The organism is Streptomyces sp. adm13(2018), assembly GCF_008042145.1.
In the GTDB taxonomy this organism is placed as follows: Bacteria; Actinomycetota; Actinomycetes; order Streptomycetales; family Streptomycetaceae; genus Streptomyces.
This window is the reverse complement of the sequence record NZ_RDBH01000113.1, coordinates 319,625-335,920: the sequence shown is the minus strand read 5'-3', so window position 1 is coordinate 335,920 and position 16,296 is coordinate 319,625. Positions and strand designations below refer to the sequence as shown.

At 72.2% G+C, this 16,296-nt stretch carries 15 protein-coding genes and 3 pseudogenes; 2 read left to right on the top strand and 16 right to left on the bottom strand.

Features of this window, described 5'->3' with window-relative positions; translation table 11 throughout:
* Nucleotide 1: 1 nt before the first annotated feature.
* The 14 genes and pseudogenes from EAO70_RS11550 to EAO70_RS11490 form a co-directional block, all read right to left on the bottom strand.
* Nucleotides 2–889 (bottom strand): ABC transporter permease, encoded by an 888-nt coding sequence (locus EAO70_RS11550; RefSeq protein ID WP_148002890.1) that lies wholly within the window; start codon nt 887–889, stop codon nt 2–4.
* A complete protein-coding gene (locus tag EAO70_RS11545) occupies nt 876–1,670 on the bottom strand; it encodes an ABC transporter ATP-binding protein (RefSeq protein WP_148002889.1) in 795 nt (264 codons plus the stop codon). Before EAO70_RS11545 ends, EAO70_RS11550 begins: the two co-directional genes overlap by 14 nt.
* A 53-nt stretch (nt 1,671–1,723) precedes the next feature.
* Nucleotides 1,724–2,833, bottom strand: coding sequence for an aliphatic sulfonate ABC transporter substrate-binding protein (locus tag EAO70_RS11540; RefSeq protein WP_148002888.1), 1,110 nt, complete (start codon nt 2,831–2,833; stop codon nt 1,724–1,726).
* 205 nt (nt 2,834–3,038) lie between these two features.
* Entirely contained in the window at nt 3,039–4,403 is a 1,365-nt protein-coding gene (locus EAO70_RS11535) for a sulfate adenylyltransferase subunit 1 (protein WP_148002887.1), read from the bottom strand.
* Nucleotides 4,403–5,338 (bottom strand): sulfate adenylyltransferase subunit CysD, encoded by a 936-nt coding sequence (gene cysD / locus EAO70_RS11530; RefSeq protein ID WP_148002886.1) that lies wholly within the window; start codon nt 5,336–5,338, stop codon nt 4,403–4,405. Before cysD ends, EAO70_RS11535 begins: the two co-directional genes overlap by 1 nt.
* Entirely contained in the window at nt 5,335–5,916 is a 582-nt protein-coding gene (gene cysC / locus EAO70_RS11525) for an adenylyl-sulfate kinase (RefSeq protein ID WP_383439369.1), read from the bottom strand. Before cysC ends, cysD begins: the two co-directional genes overlap by 4 nt.
* Nucleotides 5,898–6,605, bottom strand: coding sequence for a phosphoadenylyl-sulfate reductase (locus EAO70_RS11520; RefSeq protein ID WP_148002884.1), 708 nt, complete (start codon nt 6,603–6,605; stop codon nt 5,898–5,900). The genes cysC and EAO70_RS11520 overlap by 19 nt, the downstream gene beginning before the upstream one ends.
* Nucleotides 6,602–6,781: a hypothetical protein gene (locus EAO70_RS11515; protein ID WP_148002883.1), complete on the bottom strand. Its 180-nt coding sequence runs from the start codon at nt 6,779–6,781 to the stop codon at nt 6,602–6,604. The genes EAO70_RS11520 and EAO70_RS11515 overlap by 4 nt, the downstream gene beginning before the upstream one ends.
* Nucleotides 6,778–8,475 (bottom strand): nitrite/sulfite reductase, encoded by a 1,698-nt coding sequence (locus EAO70_RS11510; protein WP_148002882.1) that lies wholly within the window; start codon nt 8,473–8,475, stop codon nt 6,778–6,780. Before EAO70_RS11510 ends, EAO70_RS11515 begins: the two co-directional genes overlap by 4 nt.
* 136 nt (nt 8,476–8,611) lie before the next feature.
* Complete coding sequence (locus EAO70_RS40000; protein WP_310591794.1) at nt 8,612–8,695, bottom strand: putative leader peptide; 84 nt, start codon at nt 8,693–8,695, stop codon at nt 8,612–8,614.
* Between the two features lie 201 nt (nt 8,696–8,896).
* On the bottom strand, nt 8,897–9,466 hold the full coding sequence (locus EAO70_RS11505) for a GNAT family N-acetyltransferase (protein ID WP_148002881.1): 570 nt from the start codon (nt 9,464–9,466) through the stop codon (nt 8,897–8,899).
* A gap of 196 nt (nt 9,467–9,662) precedes the next feature.
* Nucleotides 9,663–10,724 (bottom strand): annotated as a pseudogene (locus EAO70_RS11500) (GAF domain-containing protein); the annotation flags it as partial.
* Nucleotides 10,725–11,228: 504 nt separating this feature from the next.
* Nucleotides 11,229–12,554, bottom strand: a pseudogene (locus tag EAO70_RS11495) (acyl-CoA dehydrogenase family protein); the annotation flags it as partial.
* Between the two features lie 203 nt (nt 12,555–12,757).
* Nucleotides 12,758–13,435: a response regulator transcription factor gene (locus EAO70_RS11490; protein WP_148002880.1), complete on the bottom strand. Its 678-nt coding sequence runs from the start codon at nt 13,433–13,435 to the stop codon at nt 12,758–12,760.
* Between the two features lie 249 nt (nt 13,436–13,684).
* Here EAO70_RS11490 and EAO70_RS11485 point away from each other — a divergent pair, with 249 nt between their 5' ends.
* Complete coding sequence (locus EAO70_RS11485) at nt 13,685–14,113, top strand: VOC family protein (protein WP_187283843.1); 429 nt, start codon at nt 13,685–13,687, stop codon at nt 14,111–14,113.
* On the opposite strand, the gene EAO70_RS11480 is transcribed toward EAO70_RS11485, so the two are convergent.
* Both EAO70_RS11480 and EAO70_RS11475 read right to left on the bottom strand, forming a co-directional pair.
* Nucleotides 14,047–14,787: a helix-turn-helix domain-containing protein gene (locus EAO70_RS11480; protein ID WP_148002879.1), complete on the bottom strand. Its 741-nt coding sequence runs from the start codon at nt 14,785–14,787 to the stop codon at nt 14,047–14,049. The two genes, EAO70_RS11485 and EAO70_RS11480, sit on opposite strands and share 67 nt — an antisense overlap.
* 28 nt (nt 14,788–14,815) lie before the next feature.
* Nucleotides 14,816–15,940 carry a YihY/virulence factor BrkB family protein gene (locus EAO70_RS11475; RefSeq protein ID WP_148002878.1) on the bottom strand — a complete coding sequence of 375 codons (1,125 nt, stop codon included), beginning with the start codon at nt 15,938–15,940 and terminating at the stop codon, nt 14,816–14,818.
* Between the two features lie 17 nt (nt 15,941–15,957).
* Between EAO70_RS11475 and EAO70_RS11470 the strand changes: the two are divergent.
* Nucleotides 15,958–16,296, top strand: a pseudogene (locus tag EAO70_RS11470) (DNA alkylation response protein); the annotation flags it as partial.

The window sequence follows — 16,296 nt, the reverse complement described above, 5'->3', positions numbered from 1 at the left end:
CTCACTTCACCAGCAGACCGCGGCTGCGGAGCACCCAGCGCTCCAGCGGGCTGAAGATCAGCAGGTCGATGGCGATGCCGACGACCAGGATCAGCAGGATCGCCAGGAACACGCCGGGCAGGTCGATGTTGTTCCGGCCGTTCTCCAGCAACTGGCCGAGGCCGAGGCCCAGGTCGGGGGAGGAGGCGATGATCTCGGCGGCCATCAGCGAGCGCCAGGAGAACGCCCAGCCCTGCTTCAGACCGGCCAGGTAGCCGGGGAGCGCGGCGGGCAGCGTCACGTGCCAGGTGCCCCGCAGTCCGGTGGCGCCCATGGTGCGGCCGGCCCGCAGGAAGAGCGGCGGGACCTGGTCCACGCCGGAGACCAGACCGTTGGCGATGGACGGGACGGCGCCCAGCAGGATCACCGTGAACATCATCGCGTCGTTCAGGCCGAACCAGAGCACCGCCGGCGGCACCCACGCCACCGAGGGGAGCGACTGGAGACCCGACAGGATCGGGCCGATCGCGGCGCGCACGAACTTCACCCGGGCCACGAGCAGGCCCAGCGGGGTGCCGATGGCCAGGGCCAGCAGGAAGCCGGCCAGGCCCCGGGACACGCTGGTCCAGATGACCTCCAGGAGGGTGCCCTGGAGCCACATGTCGGTCAGGCCGTCCCAGACCGCGGACGGGGCGGGCAGCTTCGTCTCGTCGGTGATCTTCGCGGAGACGAGGATCTGCCAGACGGCGAGGACGAGGACGACGGCGAGGGTGGGCGGGAAGACCTTCTTGAGGAGAACCTCCCGGACCGGGGTGCGGCGGATCTCGACCGCGTCCAGGGCGTCGAGACCTGCCTCCAGACCGGCGAGGTCGTCCTTCTTGACCGTCGCTGCGGTGTCAGTGCTGGCCATGGCGGCGGATCTCCCCACGCAGGTGTTCAGTGATCTCAAGGGACAGCTCGGCCACGTCCGCGTCCTCGATGCGGCGCGGCTGCGGGATGCCCACGGTCCATTCCTTCGCGACCCGGCCGGGACGGGAGGAGAGCAGTACGACCCGCTGCGCGAGCCGTACGGCCTCGCGCACGTTGTGGGTGACGAAGAGGACGGAGAGGTTGGTCTCCTCCCAGATGCGGGTGAGCTCGCCGTGCAGGACGTCCCGGGTGATGGCGTCCAGGGCCGCGAACGGCTCGTCCATCAGCAGCAGTTGGCTGTCCTGGGCCAGCGCCCGGGCGAGCGCCACGCGCTGCCGCATGCCGCCGGACAGCTCGTGCACCCGCTTGCCGTACGCACCGCCGAGCCGGACCAGTTCGAGCAGCCGCTCGGCCTCCGGCCTCCGCTCGGCCTTGGACACCCCGCGCAGCCGCAGGGCCAGTTCGATGTTCTTGCCCGCGGTCAGCCACGGGAACAGGGCGTGCTCCTGGAACATCAGGGCCGGCCGGCCGCCCGGGGTCTCGATGGACCCCTGGGTCGGCCGGTCGAGCCCCGCGACCAGGTTGAGCAGGGTGGACTTGCCGCACCCCGATGCCCCCAGGATGGTGACGAACTCGCCGGGCGCGACGTCGAGAGTGACGTCGTCCAGGACGAGCTGGGTACCGGCCGGGCCGGAGAAGGACTTCGAGACGTGCTCGATCCGGGCGGCGTGCGTCTGCTCCGCTACGGTGCCCTCGGCAGCCTTGGCGAACGTCGTGGCCATGGTCGTCACCTCCTGGGGTTACGGATTCGCGGTCTGGTTCGTCGGCTCGGCGGTTACTTGACGCCGAGACCGGCGTCGGCGACCTCGGGCTTGCCGGCGGCCTTCAGCACCTTGTTGAGGAGCTTCAGGTCGTAGATGCCGGCCAGGTCGGGCTGCTTGATGAGCTGCGCCTTGACCGCCCACTCGGACTGGGTCTTCAGCGTCGCGGCCAGCGGGTCGTCGGTGATCGCGATGCTCGGCCACGCCGGGTCGATGACCTTGGCGTCCAGCGCCTTCCCGCCGAGGGACTTCAGCGCCGCGTTGGCGGACGCCTTCGCCTTGTCCGGGTTGGCGTTGATCCACTCGTTCGTCTTCACCGTGCCCGTCAGCACGGCCTCGACCACGTCCGGGTGCTCCGTGAGGAACTTCTGCGACACGATGATGTTCGTGATCACGAACTTCTTCTCGGGCCACAGAGTGGTCTCGTCGAGGAGGACGGAACCGCCCTGGGCGACCAGCTTGGAGGCGGTCGGCTCGGGCACCCAGGCGCCGTCGATGGAACCGGACTTGAAGGCGTCCGGGGTCACCTTGTTGTCCGTGCGGACGACGGAGACGTCACCCTTGCCGGACTCCGGGTCGACCTTCCAGCCCTTCTCCGCGATCCAGTTGAGGAGCGCGACGTCCTGCGTGTTCCCCTTCTGGGGGGTGGCGATCCGCTTGCCCTTGAGGTCGTCCAGGGTCTTGATCTTGTCCGGGTTCACGACCAGCTTGACGCCGCCGGAGGCGGAGCCGGAGATGATCCGCAGGTTCTTGCCCTTGGACTTGACGTACGCGTTGATGGACGGCGAGGGGCCGATGAAGCCGATGTCGAGCGAGCCGCCGTTGAGCGCCTCGATCTCGGACGGGCCGGCGTTGAAGGTCTGCGGCTTGAGCTCGGTGCCGCCCAGCTCCTTCTGGATCAGGCCGTCCTTGACGCCGATCAGCGCCGTCGCGTGCGTGAGGTTGGGGAAGTACCCGAGCCGTACGGTGTCGGCGGAGAGCTTCTTGCCCTCGGCTGCCACCTTCTTCTCGTCGTTCTTGGCGTCGGAGCCGTAGCCGCAGGAGGCGAGAGCGCCGATCAGCAGCGGCAGAGCGGCGGCGGCGGCGAGGCCGCGGCGCAGGGTGGTACGGGTGGTGGCAGGCACGGGAGGTGTTCCCCTCGATTCAGCGTTTTCGAAGTCTGCGTCTATGTCGTTCGGGGTGGAGCGGGTGGAGCGGGGTCGCGCCGCACGGGCGGCGCGTCGAGGTCAGCACGCACATCGCGCGACGCCTCCCATGCCCGCGCCGAGGGCGCCGGAGCCCACCCGGCCGCCTTCCTTCGCGAAGGTCGCGTAGACGTTCTCGCTCATGTCAGAAGTCCCACCCTTCCTCGTCGGCGTTGTGGTTCTCGGCGCTTCCGTCGACCACGACGGCCTTGGCGGTGGCGAAGGAGTCGCCCGCCATGCCCGCCGCGAGCGTGGTGCCGTCCGCCGGGTCGATCAGCAGGAACGAACCGGTGCGGCGCGAGTCGGCGTACGTGTCGAGCGCGAGCGGCTCGGCGGTGCGCACCACGACCCGGCCGATGTCGTTGGTGACCAGCTGCCCCGGGTTCGGGTGCTGCGAGAGGTCGTCCAGGGTCAGCCGCGAGGGGATCTCCTTGACGATCGCCTTGACCGTGCGGGTGGTGTGCTTGAGCAGCACCCGCTGGCCGACGGCGAGCGCCCGGTCCGCCACGTGGCAGACGGTCGCCTCGACGTCCTGCGTGGTCGCCGGGGCGTCACCGCTCGGGGCGAGCAGGTCGCCGCGCGAGATGTCGATGTCGTCGGCGAGCCGGATGGTGACGGACTGCGGGGCCCAGGCGATGTCCACGGGCTCGCCCAAGGCGTCGATCCCGGCGATGGTGGAGGTCCTCCCGGAGGGCAGGACGGTGACCTCCTCGCCCACCCGGAAGGCGCCGGCGGCGATCTGGCCCGCGTAGCCCCGGTAGTCGGGGTGCTCGGCGGTCTGCGGCCGGATCACGTACTGCACCGGGAACCGGGCGTGGCAGGCCGTCAGGTCGTGGCTGACCGGGACGGTCTCCAGGTGCTCCAGGACCGTCGGGCCGCCGTACCAGTCCATGTTCGCGGACGGCTCCACGACGTTGTCGCCGGCCAGCGCGGAGATCGGGATCGCGGTGATCTCCGGGACGCCGAGCTCGGAGGCGTACGTCGTGAACTCCTCGGCGATCGCGGCGAAGACGGGCTCCCGGTAGTCGACCAGGTCCATCTTGTTCACGGCCAGGACCACGTGCGGGACGCGGAGGAGGGCGGCGACGGCGGCGTGCCGGCGGGTCTGCTCGACGACGCCGTTGCGGGCGTCGACGAGGACCACGGCCAGCTCGGCGGTGGAGGCGCCGGTCACCATGTTCCGGGTGTACTGCACGTGCCCGGGGGTGTCGGCGAGGATGAAGCGGCGGCGGGGCGTGGCGAAGTAGCGGTAGGCCACGTCGATGGTGATGCCCTGCTCGCGTTCGGCCCGCAGTCCGTCGGTGAGGAGCGCCAGGTCGGGGGCCTCCTGGCCGCGGGAGCGCGAGGCGTGCTCCACGGCCTCCAGCTGGTCGGCCAGGACCGACTTGGAGTCGTGGAGGAGCCGGCCCACCAGGGTGGACTTGCCGTCGTCGACGGAGCCGGCGGTGGCGAAGCGCAGCAGGGTGGTGGCCGCCAGCTGCTCGGTCAGCTGCTCGGTGGACGTGCTCATTAGAAGTACCCTTCGCGCTTGCGGTCTTCCATCGCGGCCTCGGACATCTTGTCGTCGGCGCGGGTGGCGCCCCGCTCGGTGAGCCGGGAGGCGGCGATCTCGGCGATGACGGCGTCCAGCGTGGTGGCGTCGGAGTCGACGGCGCCGGTGCAGGACATGTCGCCGACGGTGCGGTAGCGGATCAGCCGCTTCTCCGTGGTCTCGGACTCCTTCGGGCCGCCCCAGTCGCCGGCCGTCAGCCACATCCCGTTGCGGGCGAAGACCTCGCGCTCGTGCGCGAAGTAGATGCCCGGGAGCTCGATCTTCTCGCGCTGGATGTACTGCCAGACGTCCAGCTCGGTCCAGTTGGACAGCGGGAAGACGCGGACGTGCTCGCCGGGGGCGTGCCGGCCGTTGTAGAGCTGCCAGAGCTCGGGGCGCTGCCGGCGCGGGTCCCACTGCGAGAACTCGTCGCGGAGCGAGAAGACCCGCTCCTTGGCGCGGGCCTTCTCCTCGTCGCGGCGGCCGCCGCCGAACACGGCGTCGAAGCGGTGCTGCTGGATCGCCTCGGTGAGCGGCACCGTCTGGAGCGGGTTGCGGGTGCCGTCGGGGCGCTCGCGGAGCTTCCCGGCGTCGATGTAGTCCTGCACGGAGGCGACGTGCAGCCGCAGGCCGTGCTCGGCGACGGTGCGGTCGCGGTACTCCAGGACCTCGGGGAAGTTGTGCCCGGTGTCGACGTGCAGCAGCGTGAAGGGGATCGCCGCGGGGGCGAAGGCCTTCAGCGCCAGGTGCAGCATGACGATGGAGTCCTTGCCGCCGGAGAAGAGGATCACCGGCCGCTCGAACTCGCCCGCCACCTCACGGAAGATGTGGACGGCCTCGGACTCCAGGGAGTCCAGGTGCGACAGCGCGAACGGGTTGTCGGTGCTGTCGTGTACATGGGCGACGGTGGTCACAGCAGACCCCTCTCGGTGAGCAGCGCGTGGAGCTGCGCCGCGGACTCCTGCACGGTCTGGGTGTGGGACTCGATCCGGAGATCCGGGTCGCGCGGCTCGTCGTACGGGTCGTCGACGCCGGTGAGGCCGCTGATCTCGCCGGCGGCCTGCTTGGCGTAGAGGCCCTTCACGTCGCGGACGGAGCAGACGTCGACGGGGGTGGCGACGTGCACCTCGACGTAGGGGGTGCCTTCGGTGGCGTGGCGCTTGCGGACCGCCTCGCGGCTGTCCTCGTAGGGGGCGATGACGGGCACGAGGGCCTTCACGCCGTTGGAGGCGAGGAGTTCCGCGACGAACCCGATCCGCTGCACGTTGGTGTGCCGGTCCTCGCGGCTGAAGCCGAGGCCCGCGGAGAGGAACTCGCGGATCTCGTCGCCGTCGAGCACCTCGACCCGGTGGCCCTCCTCGCGGAGCCGGCCGGCCAGCTCGTACGCGATGGTGGTCTTGCCGGCGCTCGGCAGGCCGGTGAGCCAGATGGTGGCACCCGTCACGTGCTTCTCCTGAACTTCCTGAGTGTCCGTCATCCGTGCAGCCCGCATTCGGTCTTGCCGCGTCCCGCCCAGCGTCCGGCGCGGGCGTCCTCGCCCTCCAGGACGCGGCGGGTGCAGGGGGCGCAGCCGACGGAGGCGTAACCGTCCATCAGGAGCGGGTTGGTGAGGACGCCGTGCTCCGTGACGTACGCGTCGACGTCGTCCTGCGTCCAGCGGGCGATGGGGGAGACCTTGACCTTCTGGCGCTTCTCGTCCCAGCCGACGACCGGGGTGTTCGCCCGGGTGGGGGACTCGTCGCGGCGCAGGCCGGTGGCCCACGCGCCGTAGCCGGTGAGGCCGTCCTCCAGGGGCTTGACCTTGCGCAGCGCGCAGCACAGGTCGGGGTCGCGGTCGTGCAGCCTGGGGCCGTGCTCGGCGTCCTGCTCGGCCACCGTCTGGCGCGGGGTCAGGGTGATCACGCGGACGTCCATGACGGCGTCCACGGCGTCACGGGTGCCGATGGTCTCCTCGAAGTGGTAGCCGGTGTCGAGGAAGACGACGTCGACGCCGGGCCGGACCCGCGAGGCGAGGTGGGCGACGACCGCGTCCTCCATGGAGGAGGTCACGCAGAAGCGGTCGCCGAAGGTGTCGACGGCCCAGCGGAGGATCTCCAGTGCGGAGGCGTCCTCCAGATCGCGGCCGGCCTGCTCGGCGAGTGCCTTGAGGTCGGCCGCGGTGGCGTGCTGAGTGAGCGTCATATCTCTTTCCCTCCAGGGGCTTTGCCCGAAGATCCGGGGGCGAGCAGCCCCAGGAACTTCAACTGGAAGGCTCGACTGCACGCGGCGCATTCCCAGGCGCCGTGGCCCTGCTCGTTGGGACGCAGGTCCTCGTCGCCGCAGTAGGGGCAGTGGAAGGGGGCGGCACGCTCGCTCATGACAGGGCCTCCTCGGAGGCGCGGGCGGCCCAGGTGGCGAAGCGCTCGCCGGTCTCGCGCTCCGCCTGGAAGCGCTTGAGGACTCGCTCCACGTAGTCGGGGAGCTCGGCCGCGGTGACCTTGAGGCCGCGGACCTTGCGGCCGAAGCCGGGCTCCAGGCCGAGTGCGCCGCCGAGGTGCACCTGGTAGCCCTCGACGCGGTTGCCGTCGTCGTCCAGGACCAGCTGGCCCTTGAGGCCGATGTCGGCGACCTGGATGCGGGCGCAGGCGTTCGGGCAGCCGTTGATGTTGATTGTCAGCGGCTCGTCGAAGTCCGGGACGCGGCGCTCCAGTTCGTCGATGAGCGAGGCGCCGCGGGCCTTGGTCTCGACGATCGCGAGCTTGCAGAACTCGATGCCGGTGCAGGCCATGGTGCCGCGCCGGAACGGCGTCGGGTTCACCCGCAGGTCGAGGGCCTCCAGCGCGGCGACCGCCGAGTCGAGCTGGGCCTCCTCGACGTCGAGGAGGATCATCTTCTGGTCCGCGGTGGTGCGCAGGCGGCCGGAGCCGTGCTGCTCGGCCAGGCCGGCGATCTTGGTCAGCGTGGCGCCGTCGACCCGGCCCACCCGCGGGGCGAAGCCGATGTAGAACCGGCCGTCGTTCTGCCGGTGCACGCCCATGTGGTCGCGCCACTGGCCGGCGGGCTGCTCGGGGGCGGGGCCGTCGGTCAGCGTGCGCTTGAGGTACTCGTCCTCCAGGACCTTGCGGAACTTCTCCGGGCCCCAGTCGGCGACGAGGAACTTCAGGCGGGCGCGGTTGCGCAGCCGGCGGTAGCCGTAGTCGCGGAAGATCGAGATGACGCCCTCGTAGACGTCCGGGACCTCGTCGAGGGAGACCCAGGTGCCGAGGCGGACGCCCAGCTTGGGGTTGGTGGAGAGGCCGCCGCCGACCCAGACGTCGAAGCCGGGGCCGTGCTCCGGGTGGTGCACGCCGACGAAGGCGATGTCGTTGATCTCGTGCGCCACGTCGAGCTGCGGCGAGCCGGAGACCGCGGACTTGAACTTGCGGGGCAGGTTGGAGAAGTCCTTGTTGCCGACGATGCGGCGGTAGATCTCGTCGATGGCGGGCGTGCCGTCGATGATCTCGTCGGCCGCGATGCCGGCCACCGGGGAGCCGAGGATGACACGCGGGGTGTCGCCGCAGGCCTCGGTGGTGGACAGGCCGACCGCCTCCAGGCGGTTCCAGATCTCGGGGACGTCCTCGATGCGGATCCAGTGGTACTGGACGTTCTGCCGGTCCGTGATGTCGGCGGTGCCCCGGGCGAACTCCTCGGAGATCTCGCCGATCACCCGGAGCTGCTCGGTCGTCAGCCGGCCGCCGTCGATGCGGACGCGGAGCATGAAGTACTCGTCGTCCAGCTCCTCCGGCTCCAGGACACCCGTCTTGGTGCCGTCCAGACCCTGCTTGCGCTGGGTGTAGAGGCCCCACCAGCGCATGCGTCCGCGCAGGTCGTTGGGGTCGATGGAGTCGAATCCGCGCTTCGAGTAGACCGTCTCAATACGTGTCCGTACGTTGAGACCGTCGTCGTCCTTCTTGAACTGCTCATTGCCGTTCAGCGGGGTGAAGTGCCCCACGGCCCACTGACCCTCGCCACGGTGGCGCCCGGTCTTGCGGCGTGCGGCGGCGGGAGTGGGGTTTTCCGGGGTGGCGGCCATGGCGTCTTGTCCTTCGGGACTGCGAGAGGGCGGCTCTGACCTGCACACTGGCGCGCAGGTCGGAGGGTGGCGCGTCAGTGCGCAGCAGGGTCGGGCAGAGTCGTGCTGAAAAGTGATCGCGGCGGTGCTGGTTCTCTCAGCGCGCCGGACAGATGGCGCTGGACATGCGGCCCAGGTCGACGTGCCGCCGACTCACCAAGGCAATTCCAGTTCCAGACATGACGGAAGCGTGTCACGGGACTTTGGACCCAGTCCAGCATCGTCCAGAATGCGGACATAGTCGTCTCGCTTGTCGAGACGGTGTGGTCTGGGTCACGCGAAAGGGGCCCTGATCAGGGCCCCTTCGCCGGTCCCCGACGCCGTGCGTCCGGTGACGTGTTCCGTGACGCGTCTCCCGACGTGTCCCCGATGCCCCGGATCGTCAGGCGTGGGCGCCCGGCCAGGGGCCCGGGGTCTCACTCTCGTCGACCTCCTCCACCTTGGTGTCGAAGAGCCGGAAGCCACGGCGCTCGTAGTTCGCCATCGCGTGCGGGCCGTCCAGCGAGCAGGTGTGCAGCCAGACGCGCCGGGTGGCCTCCCGCCCCGGCCAGCGGTCGGCCAGGTCCCAGGCCCGCGCCGTCCCGAAGGAGAGGAGGTGGCCGCCGATCCGGCGCCCCCGGAAGGCCGGGATCAGACCGAAGTAGACGATCTCCACGACCCCGTCGTCCTGCGGGTCCAGCTCCACGTACCCGGCGGGCGTCCCCTTGTCGTACGCCACCCAGATCTCGGCGCCCGGCTTGTCGACGATCTCCTGCCACTGCTTGTACGTGAGCGACAGCCGGTCGTTCCAGCGGATGTCGCCGCCGACCGCCGTATAGAGGAAGCGGCTGTACTCCGGGGACGGGACCGCGGCCCGCGCGACCGTGATGTCGTCGCCCTCCGGGGCGGGGGAGGGACGGAGATCGGACGGCGAGGTCTGTTCGAGGGACCAGGTGGTGAGAGTGATGCGCATGGACTCATCGCATCACGCCCCCGTCCGGCGCGGCGACCGGGGGCGGCGCCGCCTGCGGCCCGGCCTGCGGTGTCCGCATGCTGGACAGGGCGGGGCGAGGGAGAGTCGGCGGGGTCGGCAGGATCCGGAGGGAGTACCGAGGGAGTACGGAGGGAGTACGGAGGGAGTACCGAGGGAGTACGGAGGCCGAGTCGGGCTAGGCGCCCCCGACCGGCGTCCCCCGGCCCGGGCCCCGTACCGCGGGCGCCAGGGAGTGCGGCAGCAGGTCCGCCGGGCGTTCCGGGCGCAGCACCTCCACCGCGACCTCCTCGCGGAAGCGGTACGGGCGGTGCGCCAGCACCCCGGCCAGGTTCCGGCGTACCCGGGACATCTCCGCCCGTACGGTCACCGTCCGCGTACGGTCGCCGAAGACGTCGTCCGCCAGCTCCGCGGCCGTCCGGCCGTCCCGGTGCAGCGCCAGGACGTAGAGGAGTTCCGCGTGCCGGGGGCTGAGCTCCTGTTGCCAGCTGCCCGCGGCCCCCGAGACGGACACCGTCCACCGGCGGGGCCTGCTCAGGTCGAGGACCACCCGGCTCGCCGCCGCCGCGCCCGGCTCCTCCGCCGGCGTCTCCTCCTCGACCCGCAGCAGCCAGCCGCCGGGCAGCGGCTCCACCGTGCAGACTCCGAGCGAGGGCAGCCACATCCGGCCCACCCGGAACGACTTCGGCAGCGCGATCCGGTCCACCGGCGCGAGCCCCGTCACCGCCGCCGTCCAGCCGTGGCCGTCCACCGCGACGGCCCGGCCGCCCACCCGGCACAGGATCGGCGCGGCCACCGCCCGCAGCCGCTCGACCGAGCGGTGGTGCCGCTCCCGCATCTCCGCCTCGGCGAGCCGGGCCACCGAACCGACCAGGGCCAGCATCGCCGGATGGAAGGTGGACGCGGGACCGCTCACGTCCAGGATGCCGAGCAGCCGCCGGTCGCGCGGGTCGTGCACGGGCGCGGCGGCGCAGGTCCAGTTGTGGAGCGCCTGGACGTAGTGCTCGGCGGAGTGCACCTGGACCGCCCGGCCCATGGCGAGGGCCGTGCCGACCGCGTTCGTCCCGGTGGTGGGCTCGGCCCAGGACGCCCCCTCCTCCAGGCAGATGCCGTTCGCCTGCCGCATCACCGCCGGGTTCCCCTGCCGCCACAGCACCCGGCCGTACTCGTCGGTGACGACCATGATCTGGAGCGAGGTGTCGGCGATGCCGGCGAGGCCGTCGCTGAGCGTCCGCATGACCTCGGAGAGGAGGGTGCTCCTGCGCCGCTCCTCCAGCTCGTCCGGCGGCAGCAGCACCGTGCTCGTCCCCCGGTCGGGGTCGAGCCCCAGCCGGGCCATCCGCCGCCACGAGGCGTCGATCACCGGGCGGGGCGCGATCGGGGGCGTCCGCCCGGCGAGCGTCTCCTCGCGGACCCGGTGGAGCAGCCGGGTGGCCCGGGCGGCGTCCATGGCGGCGAGCCGCTTCATGTCGAGCTGCGTGTTCTTCATCGGTCTCCCAGCCACCCGGGTGCTGTATCGGTTCTGCACGGGGCAGATGTCCGGAGTGTCGGTGCCCATCGTGCCGTTCGGGACCGCCCCGCGAGGCCCGGTTCGGGTAATCCTGCAACCCTTTGCAACTCTGGTCGGCGACCGGCCCCTGGGCGAAGCTGGTGCGAGCGGCGGGTGGTGCCGTGTCGGCGCAGCACCACCCCCGCTTTTCCGCGCGCGCCGACCCGCACGGGTCCACCCCTGGCGCGCGCGGCAGACTTCCGGGCGGGCCCGCAGGTCCAGCGTGTGCGGCAGCGTCCCGAACGCCGCGCCCCCGTCCCCGCCCAGCCGCGCCGCGCAGAACGCGTCGGCGACCTCCGGCGGCGCCCACCGCACCAGCAGGGCCCCCTGGAGGACCAGCGCGAGCCGCTCCGTGAGCCGCCGGGCCCGCGCCTCGATCCCGTCCAGGTCCGCCAGTTCCACGAGCAGCCCCCGGATCGCCCGGTCGAGCCGGTGGTCCGCGCCCCGCGCCGCCCCGACCTCCCGCAGGAGCGCGTCCAGCGCGGCCGGCTCCGTCCGCAGCGCCCGGACCACGTCCAGGGCCTGGACGTTCCCCGAGCCCTCCCAGACGGAGTTGACCGGCGACTCCCGCAGCAGCCGGGGCATCCCGGACTCCTCCACGTAGCCGTTGCCGCCCAGACACTCCAGCGCCTCCGCCACCACCGGCGTACACCGCTTGGTGACCCAGTACTTCGCCGCCGGAACGGCGATGCGGAGCAGGGCCCGCTCCCGCTCGGCCTCGCCGCCCTCCGCGTCGGCCGCGTCGTGGGCCGCCGCGAGACGCACGCCCAGGACCGTGGCCGCCTCCGACTCCAGCGCCAGGTCCGCGAGCACGTTCCGCATCAGCGGCTTCTCGGCCAGCGGCCCGCCGAAGGCCTCCCGGTACGTGCAGTGGTGCACGGCCTGGGCGACCGCCTGCCGCATCAGCGCCGCCGAGCCGAGGACGCAGTCCACCCGGGTCGCCGCGACCGTCCCCATGATCGTGGCGAGCCCGCGCCCCTCCTCGCCCACCCGGCGCGCCCAGGTCGTCCCGTCGAACTCCACCTCCGCGGAGGCGTTCGAACGGTTGCCCAGTTTGTCCTTCAGCCGCATCAGCGAGAACGCGTTCCGCGAGCCGTCCGCCAGCACCCGCGGCACCAGGAAGCAGGTCAGCCCCGCCGGCGCCTGGGCGAGGACCAGGAAGGCGTCCGACATCGGCGCCGAGCAGAACCACTTGTGCCCCGTCAGGACGTACTCGCCGTCGGCGGCCAGCGGACGCGCCTCCGTCGTGTTCGCCCGGACGTCGCTGCCGCCCTGCTTCTCCGTCATCGCCATCCCGAGCAGCGCGCCGGGCTTCTCCGCCACCGGGCGGAGCTCCCGCTCGTACACGTGCGAGGTCGCCGCCGGCACCCAGACCTCGGCAAGCTCCGGCTCGGCGCGCAGCGCGGGCACCGACGCGTGCGTCATCGACACCGGGCAGCCGTGCCCCGCCTCCGGCTGCGACGCCACCAGGAACCCGGCGGCCCGCCGCACATGGCCGCCCGGCCGGCCCCACGCGTCCGTGTAGTAGATGAGCGAGGTGCTGACCGCCGCGTGCCGGCGCATCTCGTCGAACTCCGCGTTCCGCCAGGAGCGGCCGTCCGTGCGGATCACCAGCCAGGAGAGCACGCTCACCCCGACCAGCGTGGTGAGCGTGTACGCGAGGGTGAGCCGCAGCTGGAGCCGGCGCAGTCGGCGGCGCGGTCCGGCGGCGCGGTCCCGGTCGGTCACGCGCCGTCCCCGGCCGGGCCGCCCAGCAGGAATCCGTGGCCGCGCACGGTGCGGATCAGCTGCGGCGAGCCGAGCTTGCGGCGGAGTCCGGCCATCACGGCGTCGACCACGTTGGACATCGGGTCGGCCATCTCGTCCCAGCAGTGCTCGACGAGCGCGGTCCGGGTGACGACGCTCTCCCGGTGGACCAGGAGGTGGTGCAGGACGGCGTACTCCTTGGGCGTCAGCGAGAGCAGCACGCCGCCCCGGCGGACCTCCCTGCGGGCCCCGTCGAGTTCGACGTCCGCGTGCGCCAGATGGACGGGCAGCCGGCCCGGGGCGCGCCGGGTGAGGCTGCCGACCCGCATGACCAGTTCGACCATGGCGAAGGGCTTCGCGAGGTAGTCGTCGGCCCCGGCGCGGAAGCCCTCGACCCGGTCGGGCAGGGCGTGGAGGGCGGTCAGGCAGAGGACGGGTGTGGACCAGCCCGCGCGGCGGCGGCCGTCGAGCGCGCGGAGGGTGTCGCCGGAGGGGACCATCCGGTCCAGGACGACGCAGTCGTACGGGGTGAGGTCGAGCAGGTAGTCCGCCTGGGGCCAGTCGGCGACCGCGTCGACGGCGTACCCGGCGTCCTTCAGACCCGCCTCGATGAGTTCACGGAGGTCGGTCTCGTCCTCGACGAGGAGTACGCGCATCTGGTGCCGCCTTGCGGTGTCGCGCCGGCGCCCCGGGGCGCGGACAGGAGGAGGGGCCCCGCGGTGGGGCGGCCTCGACGGCCGTGAGCAGCGGGACGGGAAGTCATATTAATCAGGCCAGTCGGGCGGATCTCGACGGCGAGTGGCCGGATCCCGTCGGACGATCTTCCGGAGGTCGCCCCGCCCGGAGCGGGGGCGGCGTCCGATTCGTACAAGACCCGTGGGGAGGGCCCCGCCTACCGTGGCGGCATGGACACAGCACCCGACCTCATCCCCCGTATCGCCCCCCGTCTCGACGTCATCGGCGTCGTCGTCTCCGACATGGCCGCCTCGCTCGCCTTCTACCGCCGTCTCGGCCTGGAGATCCCGGAGGGCGCCGAGTCGTCCCCGCACGTGGAGGCCGCGCTGCCCGGCGGGCTGCGGATCGCCTGGGACACGGAGGAGGTCGTGCGCTCCCTGGATCCGGGGTGGCGGCGGCCCGAGGGCGGCAACCGGATCGAGCTGGCCTTCCGGTGCGCCGCGCCCGGGGCCGTGGACGAGGTGTACGAGGAGCTGGTCGCCGCCGGGTACCGGGGGCATCTGAAGCCCTGGGACGCCTTCTGGGGACAGCGCTACGCCGTGGTCCTCGACCCCGACGGGTCGGGCGTCTCGCTGTTCGCCGACACCGACGCGCTGTAGTCCCCCACCGTCGTGCCGGCCAGCGCGCGGGTCTCGCGGGCGAGGTGGGCCTGGTCGGCGCAGCCCGCGCGGACGGCGGCCTCCGCCTGGGGAACTCCGGCCAGGACGAGGTCGAGGGCGCGCCGCAGCCGGAGGATACGGGCGAGGGTCTTGGGGCCGTAGCCGAAGGCGTCCAGGGAGCGCCGGTGCAGCTGGCGGGCGCCGAGTCCGACCGCCTCGGCCGTGTCGGCGACCGTCCGGCCCGCGGCGAGCCGCGCCGCGACGGCCCGCATCAGCGGGTCGGGCGGCTCCGTGTCGGCGGCCCGGCGCCGGACGAGGGCGTCGAGGGCGCGCGCCGGGTCGGGGGCCGCCGTGATCCGTTCGGCGAGCCGCCGGGCCTCGGCCGCGCCCCACAGGTCGTCGAGGGCGATCCGCCGGTCGCGGAGTTCACGGGCCGGTACGCCGAGGACGGCGGGCGCGTCGCCGGGGGCGAAGCGGAGGCCCGCGTACCGCGCCGCGCTCTCGCCCGGTACGTGCGCGCGTGTGTCGGGTCCGGCGACGAGGAGGTGTCCGTCGGCCCAGATCAGGTCCATGCAGCCGTCGGGCAGCACGGGCCGGGGCGGCCGCGCGGCGGGGCGGGCCGTCACGGTCCACAGGACGGCTCCGTCGAGCAGGGCGGCGCGTTCCTCGTACACCCCGCCAACGTAGTCCCCCGCCGGTGGGTCAGTCCTTCTCCCAGCCGGAGTGGAGGCGGGACTTCACGTCGTCCGGGGGCAGGAACCGGGACCAGCGCTCGGGGAACTCGGACGGCATGTCGGGGTCGTCCTCGTCGACCTCCTCGGCCTCCGCACGCACGCGTGCGACGAGTTCCGCCGCCTGGAAGGCGCGGGCCCGCTCATTGGCCTCGCGGGCCGCGGCGGTGGCGACGGAGGGCCAGACGCGGTCGATGGCGGCGTTCACGGCGGCGCCGACGAGGACGGCGAAGGCCGAGATGCCGATCCAGAGGAGGACGGCGATGGGGGCGGCGAGGGAGCCGTAGATCGTCGGGCCCTCGACCTGGCTGGTGAGGTAGATGCGCAGCAGGAAGCTGCCCAGGACCCACATCCCGAGGGCCACGAGGGCGCCCGGGATGTCCTCGATCCAGGGCGATCTGACGGGCACGGACACGTGGTAGAGCGTGGTGAGGAAGGCGATGGAGAGCAGGATGACGGCCGGCCAGTAGAGCACCGAGACGACCTCGGTGCCCCAGGGGACGAGTTCGACGACCCGGTCGGGGCCGACGACCGCGAGGGGCAGCACCACCGCGCCGATCAACAGGGCCACGATGTAGAGCAGGAAGGCCAGGAGGCGGGTCTTCACGATGCCGCGGTGGCCGTCCAGCCCGTACATGACGGTGATGGTGTCGATGAAGACGTTCACGGCGCGCGAGCCGGACCAGAGGGCGATGGCGAAGCCGAGGGAGATCAGGTCGGGCCGTTTGCCCTGGGTCACGTCGTCCAGGATCGGTTTGGCGATGTCCTCCACGCCCCGGTCGGAGAGGACCGTTCCGGCGGCGCGCAGGATGTTCTCCTGGATGCTCGTCACGGTGTCCGTGTTGGTCCAGTCGTCGGCGTAGCCGAGGAGGGCGATCAGGCCGAGGAGCAGCGGCGGCAGCGACAGCAGGGTGAAGAACGCGGCCTCGGCGGCGAGGCCGAGGATCCGGTACTCGATGCACGAGTTGACGGTGTCCTTCAGGAGCAGCCAGGCCATCTTCCGCTTCGAGACGTTGCGGTAGAGGACCCGCGCGCGGTGGAGCCTGCTCCAGGGCCGCCGCTCGGGCCGTTCGGGTGTTTCGCTTGCTGCCTGCACCTGCTTACCGTATCGGCATGGCACCGCGCTCCCACACCGTGACCAACCAGGCTCCGCCCCTGGTCGGGTACGACGTCTTCACGACCGATCGCGTCCTGACGGAGGCGGTCGACCGCCACCTGCCGCCGGACCTCCGCGCGGAGGTCCGCGAGGACCTCGTCGTGCTGGGCCGGGCGGCGGGATCGGCGCAGGTCCGGGAGTGGGGGGAGCGGGCGGACGCGAATCCGCCGCGGCTGCGGACCCACGACCGGTACGGCCACCGGATCGACGAGGTCGCGTTCGATCCGGCCTGGCACCGGCTCCTCGGGAAGGCGGTGGGGGCCGGGCTGACGGACGCGTGGGGCCGGCCCCCATCG

What these genes read in the sequence shown, in the direction of transcription:
- EAO70_RS11550 (WP_148002890.1), bottom strand. Translation starts at nt 889, where the DNA reads ATGGCCAGCACTGACACCGCAGCGACGGTCAAGAAGGACGACCTCGCC.
- EAO70_RS11545 (WP_148002889.1), bottom strand. Translation starts at nt 1,670, where the DNA reads ATGGCCACGACGTTCGCCAAGGCTGCCGAGGGCACCGTAGCGGAGCAG.
- EAO70_RS11535 (WP_148002887.1), bottom strand. Translation starts at nt 4,403, where the DNA reads ATGAGCACGTCCACCGAGCAGCTGACCGAGCAGCTGGCGGCCACCACC.
- cysC (WP_383439369.1), bottom strand. Translation starts at nt 5,916, where the DNA reads ATGCGGGCTGCACGGATGACGGACACTCAGGAAGTTCAGGAGAAGCAC.
- EAO70_RS11520 (WP_148002884.1), bottom strand. Translation starts at nt 6,605, where the DNA reads ATGACGCTCACTCAGCACGCCACCGCGGCCGACCTCAAGGCACTCGCC.
- EAO70_RS11515 (WP_148002883.1), bottom strand. Translation starts at nt 6,781, where the DNA reads ATGAGCGAGCGTGCCGCCCCCTTCCACTGCCCCTACTGCGGCGACGAG.
- EAO70_RS11510 (WP_148002882.1), bottom strand. Translation starts at nt 8,475, where the DNA reads ATGGCCGCCACCCCGGAAAACCCCACTCCCGCCGCCGCACGCCGCAAG.
- EAO70_RS40000 (WP_310591794.1), bottom strand. Translation starts at nt 8,695, where the DNA reads ATGTCTGGAACTGGAATTGCCTTGGTGAGTCGGCGGCACGTCGACCTG.
- EAO70_RS11505 (WP_148002881.1), bottom strand. Translation starts at nt 9,466, where the DNA reads ATGCGCATCACTCTCACCACCTGGTCCCTCGAACAGACCTCGCCGTCC.
- EAO70_RS11490 (WP_148002880.1), bottom strand. Translation starts at nt 13,435, where the DNA reads ATGCGCGTACTCCTCGTCGAGGACGAGACCGACCTCCGTGAACTCATC.
- EAO70_RS11485 (WP_187283843.1), top strand. Translation starts at nt 13,685, where the DNA reads ATGGACACAGCACCCGACCTCATCCCCCGTATCGCCCCCCGTCTCGAC.